At 72.3% G+C, this 12,637-nt stretch carries 10 protein-coding genes; 5 read left to right on the forward strand and 5 right to left on the reverse strand.

Translation table 11 applies throughout. The features are described 5' to 3' along the window. From AB0C02_RS20220 to AB0C02_RS20230, 3 genes are all read right to left on the reverse strand, one after another. Entirely contained in the window at positions 1–1,899 is a 1,899-nt protein-coding gene (locus AB0C02_RS20220) for a phage tail sheath subtilisin-like domain-containing protein (protein WP_357549901.1), read from the reverse strand. A 263-nt stretch (positions 1,900–2,162) separates the two neighbouring features. Further along, positions 2,163–2,846: a BTAD domain-containing putative transcriptional regulator gene (locus AB0C02_RS20225; protein ID WP_357549902.1), complete on the reverse strand. Its 684-nt coding sequence runs from the start codon at positions 2,844–2,846 to the stop codon at positions 2,163–2,165. A gap of 231 nt (positions 2,847–3,077) precedes the next feature. Further along, complete coding sequence (locus tag AB0C02_RS20230) at positions 3,078–4,127, reverse strand: zinc-dependent alcohol dehydrogenase family protein (RefSeq protein WP_357549903.1); 1,050 nt, start codon at positions 4,125–4,127, stop codon at positions 3,078–3,080. A 276-nt stretch (positions 4,128–4,403) separates the two neighbouring features. Between AB0C02_RS20230 and AB0C02_RS20235 the strand changes: the two genes are divergently transcribed. The 4 genes from AB0C02_RS20235 to AB0C02_RS20250 all read left to right on the forward strand — a co-directional run bounded on the left by AB0C02_RS20235 (position 4,404) and on the right by AB0C02_RS20250 (position 8,643). Then, a complete protein-coding gene (locus AB0C02_RS20235; RefSeq protein ID WP_357549906.1) occupies positions 4,404–5,108 on the forward strand; it encodes a tryptophan 2,3-dioxygenase family protein in 705 nt (234 codons plus the stop codon). 72 nt (positions 5,109–5,180) lie between these two features. After that, entirely contained in the window at positions 5,181–6,440 is a 1,260-nt protein-coding gene (locus AB0C02_RS20240; RefSeq protein WP_357549909.1) for a hypothetical protein, read from the forward strand. After that, positions 6,437–7,615, forward strand: coding sequence for an aminotransferase class V-fold PLP-dependent enzyme (locus tag AB0C02_RS20245; protein WP_357549912.1), 1,179 nt, complete (start codon positions 6,437–6,439; stop codon positions 7,613–7,615). The genes AB0C02_RS20240 and AB0C02_RS20245 overlap by 4 nt, the downstream gene beginning before the upstream one ends. Beyond that, on the forward strand, positions 7,612–8,643 hold the full coding sequence (locus tag AB0C02_RS20250; protein WP_357549915.1) for a methyltransferase: 1,032 nt from the start codon (positions 7,612–7,614) through the stop codon (positions 8,641–8,643). Before AB0C02_RS20245 ends, AB0C02_RS20250 begins: the two co-directional genes overlap by 4 nt. A 55-nt stretch (positions 8,644–8,698) precedes the next feature. On the opposite strand, the gene AB0C02_RS20255 is transcribed toward AB0C02_RS20250, so the two are convergent. Continuing rightward, complete coding sequence (locus tag AB0C02_RS20255) at positions 8,699–10,213, reverse strand: aminotransferase class V-fold PLP-dependent enzyme (protein ID WP_357549917.1); 1,515 nt, start codon at positions 10,211–10,213, stop codon at positions 8,699–8,701. Positions 10,214–10,820: 607 nt separating this feature from the next. Between AB0C02_RS20255 and AB0C02_RS20260 the strand changes: the two genes are divergently transcribed. After that, positions 10,821–11,594: a maleylpyruvate isomerase N-terminal domain-containing protein gene (locus tag AB0C02_RS20260; RefSeq protein WP_357549919.1), complete on the forward strand. Its 774-nt coding sequence runs from the start codon at positions 10,821–10,823 to the stop codon at positions 11,592–11,594. A 169-nt stretch (positions 11,595–11,763) separates the two neighbouring features. Here AB0C02_RS20260 and AB0C02_RS20265 read toward each other — a convergent pair whose 3' ends face one another. Continuing rightward, positions 11,764–12,597 carry an alpha/beta hydrolase gene (locus tag AB0C02_RS20265; protein ID WP_357549920.1) on the reverse strand — a complete coding sequence of 278 codons (834 nt, stop codon included), beginning with the start codon at positions 12,595–12,597 and terminating at the stop codon, positions 11,764–11,766. Positions 12,598–12,637 lie beyond the last annotated feature (40 nt).

Below are 12,637 nucleotides of genomic sequence, written 5' to 3' on the forward strand. Positions count from 1 at the left end.
TCACTCTCCTGCCTGGTTCAGCTGGGTGATGGTGATGATCACGAACTCGGCGGGCTTGAGCGGGGCGAACCCGACCACGACGTTGACCCGGCCGTTGTCGATCTCGGTCTGCGGGTTGACCGAAGAGTCGCAGATGACGAAGAAGCTGTCCGACTCCGCGTGCTTCTCCGACTGCTGGAACGCGCCCTGCCGGAAGAGCCCGCGCATGAAGCCCCCCACCGCCAGGCGCAGCTGCGCCCAGAGGTCCGGGTCGTTCGGCTCGAAGACGGCGAACTGGGTGCCCAGGTAGAGGCTGGTCCGGATGTAGTCGGTGAGCCGGCGGACGGGGACGTACTTGGAGTCGCTGGAGAGCACGTCGCTGCCCGCGAGGGTCCGGGCGCCCCAGACCACCATGCCGGCGCCGGGGAAGGTGCGCAGCACGTTGAGCCCGAGCGGGTTCAGCGCGCCGGAGACGTCGTCGTTGGTGGGCGCGGTGAGTCCCACCGCGCCGGCGATGCCGGCCTCCAGCCCGGCCGGGGCCTTCCATACCCCGCGCGACGCGTCGGTGCGGGCCATGATCCCGGCGACCGCACCGCTGGGCCCCCACCCGTCCGCGCCGCCGTCGGCGGTGACCAGCCGGGGCCAGTAGACCGCGCCGTGCGCGCCCTGCGCCCGCAGCAGGTTCGCGGCGGTCTTCAGTTGCGCCGGGTTCAGCCCGGGCGCCGGGTCGATCACCAGGAACGCGTTCTGCCGCCGGCAGTAGTCCAGGGCGGTGTTGACCGAGGCGGTGTCCGCGGTCGTCACGCCTGGCAGGCAGAGCAGGTTGAACCGGGGGAAGTCCAACGTGTCCAGGGCGAGCAGGCCCTGGCCGGCGGTGGCCGACACGATCTCGTTCGCCCCGACGGTCGCCCCGTCGGAGCCGCCCACCAGCGGCGCCGCCGGGGCGACCGCCGGACGGCACGGCGCGCTCGCGCTGACCTCGACGCCGCCGCGGGCCACGCCCAGGCCGAGGTCGGCCGACGCATCGTTCAGCCCGCTCAGCCCGACCACGACCGCACTGTTCAGATCGCTGGTCTTGCTGGTCAGCACGAGCTTGCCGCCGGACACGCTGGCGGTCACCGGCCAGACCGAGCCGGGTGCGTTGATGTGGTCCCGGACCTGCGCCAGGGTGTGCGAGACGGGCGGGTCCTCGGTTGGGAACAGGACGTGGTCGTTCGCCGGCCCCTGGTCGACCGAGAGTCGCAACGTTTTGCCGGTCACGTTGACGTTCGCGGGGCTCAGCGCCCCGGTGGACGTACCGGCCGAGGGCGCCGGCGCCGGCGTGCCGGTGACCTGGGCGGTGACCAGCGTGCTGGCGTTGAGGATGGACACCACGTAGCGGGTGCTGGCGGGGGACAGGGACAACTCCCGCCAGACCTCCTTGACGGTGACCGTCGCCGGCCCGCCCCCGACGCCCGGAGCCCACTCGGTGAGTTCCAGGTTGAACCGATCGGCCGGGAAGTCGTCGGCCGCCTTCACCTCGGCGAAGAGGCCGGTCTGCCCGGTCGTCCCGGCGCCGCTGCCGTTGGCGTACGCCCCGCGCGAGCGGGCCCGCAGGGTCACCTTCAGCCCGTTCACGGCGGGCAGGGCGAGGGTACCGGCGGCCGCGCCCGCGCCGAGCGCCCGCACCACGACGGCCTGGGAGCCGCCGTTGACGAAGAACTGCCCGACGGCGTGACCCATCGGACGTGCGGTGTCCATCACGTCGCCGAACTGCCGCAGGTAGTCGGCGAAGCTGGACACCGGCACAGGCGTGTCGCCGGGACCCTTGCGGGCGGCGCCGACGAACGCCGTCAACGACGTCGACACACCGGTGATCGCGTGGCTGCCCGACGGACGTTCGAGCACGTACACGCCGGGGTATGTGGTCTGCACGCTCATGCGCGGATTCTCGCCAGCGCTCGTCGCCAACCCGTCTCCCGAGCATGGCCCGCCCGTCGCGGCCGCGTCGCCCGCACGTCACCCCGGCGTTGTCGCCGCCTTCCGCAGGCGGCCTGGCGTCGCGGCAGGAAGCCGGCGGTGGCCGAAAGGGTACGCAGGATAGTCCGCCCGGCTCAGCGGAGGATCGGCCGACAGGGCGGTAGGTGTGCCCGGCCGTCGGCGCGGGTGGGACGTTCGGCCGTCAGGCGGGAGGCGGGGCGCGGTCAGCCGACAGTTGCGGGAAGCATCTCCTGGAGCTGCCGGCTGGGCCGCAGCCGCAGCTCGTCCCACAACAGGTCACGGAACCGGCCGTACTGCCGGACCGCCTCCGACGGGTTGCCCTCGGCCAGGTGGGCGGCGATCACGATCCGTTGGGCGCTCTCCCGCAACGGGTCGAGCCCGACCGCGGCAAGCGCGGCGACCAGTCCCGTCGCGGTACGCCCGGCCTTCAGGTCATTGCGCGCGAGCGCCTCCAGCGTGTGCAGGCGTACCTGGCGCAGCGACTCGCGTCGCCCGTCCAGCCAGTCGTAGGACCACTCCGGCAGCAGGTCGCCCTCCAAGAGGCGCACGGCCTGCCGGTTCACCCTCGGCTCGCTGTTGTTGACCGCCTCCGAGAGCCGGTAGATCTCGTGCAGGTCGACCTCGGTGCCCCGGGCCAGCCCGATGTGCTGGCTCTCCTGCTCCAGCAGCCCGGACACGTGCCGGTTGAGCCGCCAGAGCGCCTGCCGCAGCGACGCGTGCGCATCGCGTTCGCTGCGCTCCGGCCACAACGTGCCGGCCAGGGTGGCCCGGGGCCGGGGGTGGTCGGCGACGGCGAGGCAGCCGATCAACCGTTGACTGCTCTCGGGCAGTGCCACGTACCGTCCGTTGACCAGCACGCGGAAACGGTGCAGTACCTCGACGCGCATGTGTCGGGCCTGAGTTGTCGCCGTACCCTCCACCGGCCCTCCCGCCAGTGCCGCTGCCGGACGCCCCGCAGCCGGACACGGTTACGTCCTGGCGTGACCAGCAGACGTGCTCGGGCTGTCGCCCGGTCTCTGCGACCGCTTTGCGATCATCCTCAGGGCATCTTGGCAGCCCCGGCATGAAACGCGCGAGGGTGTGTAAGAAAGCCGATGCAAGAGGTGATCGCCGTTGTCTCAGCGGGGGCGGATGAGGCACATTCCGCCGCGCGCCGGTAGGTTCATCGTGGTCAACGCCTCGGGCACCTCGGCGAGGCCGATGGTGCGGGTGATCAGCTCTCCGGGGCGCAGCACCCCGGCGGTGACCAGCCGGAGCATCTCCGGATAGGCGTGCGCCGGCATCCCGTGACTGCCCCGCAGTTCCAGCTCGTACGCGATCACGAGCTCCATCGGCAGGGCCGGGCGGCCCTGGGCAGCGGGCAGGAGCCCGACCTGTACGTGCCGTCCGCGTCGCCGCAGGCTCTCGATGGAGGCGGCGCAGGTGGCGGGACTGCCGAGCGCGTCGAGGGACAGGTGGGCGCCGCCGCCCGTCGCCTCCCGGACGGCCGCGGCCACCGCGCCCGGCTCGGTGAGGGCCCTGCCGTCCAGGCAGACCGTCGCGCCGCAGCGCCGGGCGAGGTCGAGCGCGTCGGGGGCGATGTCGACGGCCACCACCTGCGCGCCGCACGCTGCCGCGATCATCACCGCGGACAGCCCCACCCCGCCGCAGCCGTGCACCGCCACCCACTCGCCCGCGGCCACCCGTCCCTGGCCGACCACGGCCCGGAACGCTGTGGCGAAGCGGCAGCCGAGCGCCGCCGCGGTGGGATGGTCCAGCTCATCGGGGAGTCGGACCAGGTTGACGTCGGCGTGCCGCACCGCCACGTACTCGGCGAACGAGCCCCAGTGGGTGAAGCCCGGCTGCGTCTGCCGCTCGCAGACCTGCTGGTCGCCAGCGACGCAGGCGGGGCACTGCCCGCACGCGCAGACGAAGGGCGCCGTCACCCGGTCGCCGGGCCGCCAGTTGCGTACGCCGGCACCGACCGCGGTGACCACACCGGCGAACTCGTGCCCGGGGACGTGCGGCGGGCGGATGTCCGGATCGTGTCCCTGCCAGCCGTGCCAGTCGCTGCGGCACAATCCCGTCGCCTCGACGCGGATGACCGCGCCTCCGGCCGGCAGCTCCGGCTCCGGAACGTCGCGGACCTGCGGTCGGGCTCCGAACTCGTCGAAGATCACGGCTCGCATGCGCCGCATCATCACATGCCACGGGTACCGCCGGGTACCCACCCCCGCCGTGGCTTTCGCAACACAGCGGCAGGTGAGGCGTCCCGGCCGCGCACCCCCCACGCCGTCGCAGGCGCGCTACGCGGGAACCCCCAGCGAGACGCTACATCGATCGTGATGACTGTCGTGGGGTTGGCGTGTCCGAGCAACGAAGGAGTAGCGCATCGGCGTTCATCATTGGATGATGGTCATCGACGGTTGATCTCGGTGTGCCACCGCCGACCGAAGGGCTACTCCGTGAAGCGTGACCACTCGCCCGTGCTGCCGGGCGCCGGTGCTACGGACTACGCGCGCTACATGCGTACGGACACGCTGCTTGGTCTGCAGCGTTCCCCGGCCGAAGTGGTCCACCGCGACGAGTTGCTCTTTCAGGTGGTGCACCAGTCCACCGAGTTGTGGCTGAAGCTCGCGGCGGCCGAGCTGGTCGAGGCGACCGCCAGGGTGAATGCCGGGGACCTCGCGGTGGCCGAGGCGCTGCTGCTCCGGGCGACCCTCGCGGTGCGGCTGATCACGGACCAGCTGGCGATGTTCCGGCACTTGTCCCCGGTGGACTTCCAGACGATGCAGCCCGCGTTGGGCAACGGTTCCGGCGCCGAGTCGCCGGGCTGGCGGCGGGTCCAGGCCGCCGGCCGGGAGCTTGGACGGACCTTCGCCGGACACCTCGCCGCTCGGGGAATTCCGTTGGCGACGCTGTGCCCGGCAAACCCGGCGGACCCCGTACACCGGCTGGCCGAGGCGATGGTGGAGTGGGACGAGCGGGTGTCGTTGTGGCGAATGCGGCACTACCAGGTGGCTCTGCAGGTGGGTGGTCACGCCCCGGCCGGCACCCCGGGCAGCCCGATGACCATGCTCGCGAAACTCGTCGAACACCGCTTCTTCCCTGACCTGCGGCAGGCCCGGCTCCACCGCACGGGTAACGAGACCGATGCCGCCCAGCCCTGACGATCCGCGCTCGGTGGACGTGCCGGGCAGCCGCCGATTGCAGGCCTATCCGGGTACGTCGAAGGGCGGATCGTGCACGAGCTGACAAGATGGTTGTCCGGCGCGACCGACCCGCGCACTTTCCCTTACCCGGCTGTGCTGGGCGAGTTCCACCGGGTCGGGAAACACTTCGCCGACAAGGGCTTCCTCGCCCTGCTCGATGAGGCACGAGCGAGGGCGGCCGGTGCCACGGCGTCCACGGGCGGCGATCCGGCACGGCTGCTGCGTGACTTCCTCGACGTCGCACTCGACAAGTGGGACGGCCGCTACGACTACCGCAGCTATCTGGCCCTGCGTCTACTCCGGCTGCCCTGCGGAGCGGACGCCCCGCCCCCTGCCGAGGACGCCACCGCGCGGCAGGCCCGCGACCGGCTCCTCGTCCGTCTGGTCGCCGACGCTCTGGCCTTTGAGCTGGCCGCCGTCGCCAACGCCACGGGCCTGCTCCCGCAGCAGCGTCCGGGGCCGGCCGTAGTGGCCAAGCGTTGCCGGCTCGGCGTCCGGGCCGTCTCGCCCGCGCTGGCCCGCCTCGGCTTGGCCAGCCCGGCCGACGGTGGTGAGCCGGCCACCGCCGCAGCGCTGTGCGCCGTCGCCGGCGACCTCGACCCGGCCGGGGATCTGCCGCTGCGGCTGAGCCTGCTGCCGGTCCACGTGACCCACGACGAATACCTGTTCATCCGGGTGCTCCAGGCGTACGAGTGCCTTTTCGCCGGAATCGCGGACGAGCTGGGCGCGGCGGTCGCCGCGCTGACCGGGCACGCCCCTCGTGCAGCCGCCGGCCGGCTCGGGTACGCCCGGGACCTGCTCGGCACCGCCAGCCCGCTCTTCTCGCTGCTGGCCACCATGCAGGCGGAGTCGTTCCGGACGTTCCGGCGGTACACCGAGGGAGCCAGCGCCATCCAGTCCCGCTCCTACAAGCTGGTGGAGTCGCTCTGCCGTACGCCGGACGAGGATCGGCTGGACTCGGTGGCCTACCGGTCGGTACCAGAGGTCCGGGACCGGGTACGGGCGGGCCAGCCGACCGTCGACGAGGCGTACCGTTCGGCCGTCCGCGACGGCCGGCTCGACAACCCGGACCGCGAGCTGGTGGCGCGGCGGATGGCGGCGTTCGGCGGGACGCTGCTCCAGTGGCGGCGTACCCACTACCAGGTCGCGACCCGAATGCTCGGCCCCCGGCCCGGCACCGGCTACACCGAGGGCACGCCGTACCTGGCAGCCGTCCTCACCACGCCGGTCTTCACCGCCGCCGCCCCCGATCCCCGCCCGATTGACCCGAGCGGAGGCAACGCCGCGTGAGCCGATCCGATCCGCCATCCGGGCCTGACGTGGCGCGCTGCCTCGACGCTGCCGCGCACGCTGCACTGCGCGCCGAGTTCCCGCTGCTCGAGACTTGCGTATACCTGAACAACAACTCCACCGGCGCGGTGCCGAGGGGCGTCGAGCGGGTCCTGCACGACTACTGGCAGACGCTGCGCACCTGGCGTGACGACGTGTGGCAGGGCTGGCACGCCGACCTCGACCGGTACGCCGACTCGTTGGCCGACCTGATCGGCGCACCGCCGGGCAGCGTCGTCACCGACGCGAACATGAGCACCCTGCTCGCCCGGGTCGCGTCCTGCTTCGACTACCGTCCGCCGCGCAACCGGGTCGTCACCACCGACCTGGAGTACCCGACGGTGCCGTTCATCCTCCGGGCCTTCGGCCGCTACGGTGCCCACCTCGACGTGGTCGGCGCCGGCGGACCCCACCTCGACCAGGACGCCCTGGAAGCACGCATCGACGAGCGGACGCAGCTGGTGTGCGTGTCGCATGCCAGCTTCACCTCCGGTGCCACCGTCGACCTGCCCCGCCTGGTCGCCCGCGCCCACCAGGTCGGCGCGCTCGTGGTGGTGGACGCCTTCCAGACCGTCGGGGTGGTTCCGCTGGATGTCACCACCCTCGGCGTCGACGTCGTCCTCGGCGGCGCGCACAAGTGGCTCTGCGGCGTCGGCACCGCCTTCCTCTACGTCCGTCCAGACCTGCTGCCGGAGTTGGCGCCGGCGGCCACCGGTTGGCAGGCCGGCGACCGGGCGCTGACCTTCCAGCCGTCCACCGGCTGGGCACCGGACGCCCGTCGGTTCGCCGGCGGCACCCCGTTCCCGTTCACCTCCCTGGTCTCCCAGGTCGGGCTGGACCTGCTGGCCGGGATCGGTATCGAGGCCATCCGGCGACACTCGCTGGCCCTCACCCAGCGGGTCCTGGATCGGGCCGGTGCGGCCGGCATCGCGGTGGTCAGCCCCACCGCGGCGCACCGCCGCGGTGGCGTGGTGTGCCTGGACGTCCCCGACGGCGAGGCGGTGAAGCGGCGGCTGGCCGCCCGCGACGCGATCTGCAGCTGGCGCGGCTACCTGCGGGTCGGCCCGCACGTCTACAACACCCTCGACGAGGTCGACGCGTTCATGGACGCGCTGGAGAAGGAGTTGCATCGGTGACCGTCACCCTCTCGCCGCGGGCGCTGATGAGCCTGCTCGCCAACGGCCCCAAGGCCATGGACGTGCTGGAAACGGCGTTCGGCATGGGACTGCTCGACGCGCTGGAGCCCGGCCCGGCCCGCCTCGACGCGCTGGCCACCCGATTCGGCGTGCGCCCGCTGCGGCTGTACAAGTTCCTCGACTGCCTGGAGAGCCTCGGCTTCCTGACCCGCGACGAGCCCGCCGACGACATCGGCACGACCAGCTACCGGGCGGTGCCGGGGCTGCGTGACGCGGTCGCCGCGGTGGTCGGCCCCGACGCGATCGAGCGGGACCGGGACCGTTACCCGTGGCGGCGACTGCACGGCCGCCTGGCCGAGAGCCTGCGCGGCGAGGTCAGCATGAGCGACGACGACTTCGCCTGGCCGCCGAAGACCGACGCCCAGACCGCCGAGTTCGAACGCAGCATGGCTGTCGGGCTGGGGCCGGTGATCGAGGCGGTGCGGCGGCACGCCGAGCTGCTCTGGCCGCACCGCCGCCGCCTGCTGGACGTGGGCGGCGGTGACGGGACACTCGCCGCGCACGTGCTGGACACCGCCCCGGGGCTGCGGGCCGATGTGTACAACCTGCCGGCGGTGGCACCGCTGGTGGCGGCCACCCGGGCCGCGCGAGGGCATGCGGACCGGCTGGGGTTCGTCGGCGGCGACTTCTTCGCCGAGCCGCTACCCCCGGGGTACGACGCGCTGTCGTTCGTGCGGGTGCTGCACGACTGGCCCAACGAGGTGGCCCGCCGCCTGGTTGAGCAGGCGTACGCGGCGCTGGAGCCGGGCGGGCTGCTGCTGATCTGCGAGGAGTTCCGCACCCCGGACCGACTGGCTATGCAGTTCTTCTGGAGCTACTTCCTGATCGGCGTGGACAGCAGCGTCAGTCGACTGCGTGAGGTGGATTTCTACACCAAGCTCCTCGCGGAGGTCGGCTTCGAACGGGTGGCGGTGCTACCCGGCCCCTGGGAGCTGGTCACCGCGTACAAGCCAGCCCCGGCCGGCTGACCTGCGGGCGGATTCAACCGGTGCGCGTACTGGGCGACGCCGCCGACCGTCGGGGTCAGCAGCGTAGCCGGGGTGCCAGTCGCGCGCCGGCGGGACCATCGCGGTTCAGGTAGGTCGACTCCACGAAGGCGAGAAACCGCTCCGCGTCAGCCGCGGTCGAGGCCAGGCCGAAGGAGACGCGTACCGCGCCGCCGGTCGGCTGTCGCAGCACGGTGAGGTACTGGTCGATCGTCTCGGCATGCGCGAGCAGCGCACGTCGCAGCGACTCCCGACTGATCCCGAAGGCGGCCTCGGCGGCGCCCGGGTTGCAGAAGCAACCCGTACGCAGGGCGAAGCCGGCCGCGGACGATTCGAGCGCGACGAGCCGCTCGTCGACGAGTGATCCGTCCGGGCGGTGGATGTTGAACGCCACCGTGCCGCCCCGGGCGTCGCTCGTGCGCGGCCCGTAGACCCGGATCAGCGGCTGGCCGGTGCGGTGCCGCGCCGCGGTCAGTCGCTGCAGCAGCCACCCGGTGAGCAGGCCGACCCGGGTGTGGACGAGGTCGACGTCGATCGAGTCGAGCAAGCTCAGCCCGAACTCCACGTCGGGGATGTTCAGGAAGTTGAGCGTGCCGTCCTCGAACCCGGACTCGTCCGCCATCGGCTGATGCCAGTCACCCTGCACGCTGACCGCCCGGATGGTGCCGCCCGCGAACCAGGGTCGGCGCAGTCGGGTCAGCGCGTCGCGGCGGGCGAGCAGCGCCCCGATGCCGGTGGGGTAGCCGAAGAGCTTGTACCAGCTCAGGCAGACGAAGTCCGGGCGCACCGCGCTGAGATCGAGTCGGTTCGTCGGCGCGAACGCGGCGGCGTCGAGCAGCACGTCGTACCCGTGCTGATGGGCCAGGTCCACCCAGTCCAGCGGGTGCTGCACCCCGGTGAAGTTGCTCTGCGCCGGGTACGCGAAGAGCCCGGCGTTGCCGGACCCGCCCCGCCGGGAACGGCCCGCCGACCCGGTTGCGCCGGCGACCAGGGCGGTGACCACGTCGGACTCGGTGGTTCGCAGGTCGGGCCCGGCCGGGGGCACGTAGCGGACCACCGCGCGGGCCGCGCGGGCGTATTCCCGGATGCCGTTGACGGAGTTGTGGTTGTCCCAGGTCAGCACGAGCGGGCGGGTGGGGCCGAAGCCGTACGCCTCGCCCACCAGACGACAGGCGCCGCTGGCGTTCGGGGTGAAGACGACCGCGTACTCGGCCGGGTCGGCGCGGAAGAAGCGGAGCACCGCGCGCCGGGCTGACTCGACGAGCGACCCGGTCGCTTCGGAGGTGGGGTTTTCCGAGTGCGGATTGCTGTACAGGCCCGAGAGCAACCGGTCATGGTGCGCGACGATCTGCGCCCGGGCGGCCACCCCGGCCCCGGCGTAGTCGAGGTAGACCCGGCCGTCGCGGTCGAGATGCCGGTATTCGGTGGCGCGCAGTTCGTCGATCCGGGCTGTCCTCGCGTACGCGGCGGTCTCCACCAGACCCGCGCCGGCGCCTGCCGCCGCGGACGGGGGTTGCCCGGCGGTCAGGTGGAGGGATTCCTCGTATGTCATGCGGTATCCGTCAATCCGGCCGGCGGGTCGAGCCTCGGGGTGTGCCCGCTGAATCGTCTCTGTTCGATGGTAGGTGGCTGCCGCCATGCCGGGGGGCGGGTCCATGGCGACCGAGCCGCTCAGGAGCGTCGGTGATCGACCTGCATCCGTGATCGGAACGACTTGACTCCACACCGGTGTGCCCGAGAGCTACCGGCGATTCCAGGCACTACGGTGCCGGCATCGTGCACGGGAACGAAATCCATGTGGGGCGGCCGGTCACCGGGTGGGGTTTTCGGTGATCCAGCGGGCGGCGAAGATGCCGGAGGCGGCGGTGAGGACGGCGGCGGCGATGACGGTCGCGTTGAGCCCGAGGGCGTCGGCGAGGATGCCAGGGTGCGGATTGCTGGGTCGTGACTTCGTAGGTCAAGCAGCGAGTTGGTAGCGGGCCTGGTGGTTGCGCTGGTGCTCTTGGCCCAGATGGTAGGTCCAGTAGCGGTCGAAGGCGCCGTTGGCGAGCAGTGCGCGGAGTTTCAGGGCTTCGGCGCCGGCGCTTCGTCCGGCTGTCGACGCGTTCGTCCGACAAATTCGCTACCCGGCGGTCGGAGCGCAGTGATACACAACCGAGGTGCAAAGCATTGTGGAGTTCCCCGAGGTCCTGCGGCTGATCGAAGACCGCTCGGCCGCGTTCCGCGCCGCGATCGCGTCCGCCCCCGACCTTGACGTCCAGGTCCCGACCTGCCCGGACTGGACGCTGCGCGAACTGGCGCAGCACCTCGGCGACGGCCGCCGCCGCCAGGCCGCCATCATCGCGGCGGGCCCGGGCGCTGAGCCCCCGGCGAGGACGGACCCGAAGGGCGCCCCGACCGCGCCCCGCGACCGCGAAGCCCTGGACGCCTGGCTCGCCGAGTCGACCGAGCTCATGCTCGACGCGATGCGCGAGGCCGGCCCGGACCGCGGCTGCTGGACCTGGTGGGGCCGCTCGCAGGCCCCGGAGACCAGCGGAGCCGTGGCCCGGCACCAGATCCAGGAGATCGCCGTCCACACCTACGACGCCCAGCTCACCCTGGGGGCCGCAGAGCCGCTGCCGACGGACGTCGCGGTCGAGGGCGTCGACGAGTTCCTGACGACCGTCTCGGCGACGACCGTCCCCTGGCCGTTCAAGCCGGCGACCATCGACCTGCACACGACCGAGGGCCGCTCCTGGCGCCTGACCCTCAACGCTGACGGCGTCCGCTGCGACGACCTCGCCGCCGACGCGGAGCCGGGCGACATGGCGATGCGAGGCGCAGCGAGCGAACTGGTCCTCTACTTCTACGCGCGCGTCCCGCTCGACGGCCTGGAGACCACCGGCGACACCGAGCCGATGGAGCAGCTCGCAGACTGGGACCCGAACGCGTAAACGCGCACTTGTGACGCATCTGGCGGTGGTGCGCGCGCTCCTGCGGGCGCCACTGGGCCCGGGGTTAGCGCAGGGCCTCGCGGCCGATGCGGATCACCCGGCCGTGCACCTTGCGCAGGTAGGCGAGCAGTTTGCGGATGGACCAGCGGGTGAAGGGCTGGCTGAGCTTCTAGGCACCGGCGTACGTCTTGAGGAACGGCAGCAGCAGCGCCACGGTCTCGTCGGGGAACTGGGTGTGCGGGTAGTGGCCCGCGCCCTCGATCACCTCGACCTTGCCGATCCCGGCCGGCATCGCCGCCACGATCGCCTCGCCCTCGGCGCGCGGGTCGGCCCAGTCGGGGTCAAGCGAGCCCTCGACGATCAGCGCGGGGCAGCGGACGTTGCCGAGCTGTGCGCCGGCGTCGGTCGGCGCGGACTGGCCCATGCGCTGCATCGCCTTCATCCGGCCGGGCTCGCCGAGCATGGCCGCCATGCGCCGCAGCTGCTCGGCCCAGTCGTCCGGCTTGCGTCCCGGGAAGGCGACGTCGAGGTAACTGTGCCACCACTTCACGCTGCCCAGGATGGCGGTCATCAGCAGCCGGGTCATGCCGCTGCGATAGCGCTTCACCCGCAGGTCGCCGAGGCGGATCGACTGCTTGCGGGTGAACGGCCCGAGCTCGATGATGCCCTCGATCAGCTCGGGCGCCTGAGCTGCGGCGATGGTGACCGCGCCGCCCGAGACCGAATGCCCGACCAGCACGGCCGGGCCGCCGAGGTGCCGCACCAGCGCGATGAGGTCGCCCGCGATGTCGGTGCGGGTGTAGGACGGCCACTCGGCGCTCGAATCGCCGCAGCCGCGCAGGTCGACGGCGGCCACGCGATAGCCGGCCGCGACCAGTTGGGGCACGACGAAGCGGTAGGACGCGCGGCTGTCGCCCATGCCGTGCGCCAGGACGACCAGCGGGCCGGTGCCGGTGACCTCGTACGCGATCGTGCCGCCGTGAACGGTGAGGAACTCGGGCATGGCAACCTCCAACGCTGGCTAATGAGCTTAGCTTAAGGCT

The organism is Micromonospora sp. NPDC048999 (genome assembly GCF_040649295.1).
Classification (GTDB): Bacteria; Actinomycetota; Actinomycetes; order Mycobacteriales; family Micromonosporaceae; genus Micromonospora.

What these genes read in the sequence shown, in the direction of transcription:
- AB0C02_RS20265 (WP_357549920.1), bottom strand. Translation starts at nt 12,597, where the DNA reads ATGCCCGAGTTCCTCACCGTTCACGGCGGCACGATCGCGTACGAGGTC.
- AB0C02_RS20255 (WP_357549917.1), bottom strand. Translation starts at nt 10,213, where the DNA reads ATGACATACGAGGAATCCCTCCACCTGACCGCCGGGCAACCCCCGTCC.
- AB0C02_RS20220 (WP_357549901.1), bottom strand. Translation starts at nt 1,899, where the DNA reads ATGAGCGTGCAGACCACATACCCCGGCGTGTACGTGCTCGAACGTCCG.
- AB0C02_RS20225 (WP_357549902.1), bottom strand. Translation starts at nt 2,846, where the DNA reads ATGCGCGTCGAGGTACTGCACCGTTTCCGCGTGCTGGTCAACGGACGG.
- AB0C02_RS20230 (WP_357549903.1), bottom strand. Translation starts at nt 4,127, where the DNA reads ATGCGAGCCGTGATCTTCGACGAGTTCGGAGCCCGACCGCAGGTCCGC.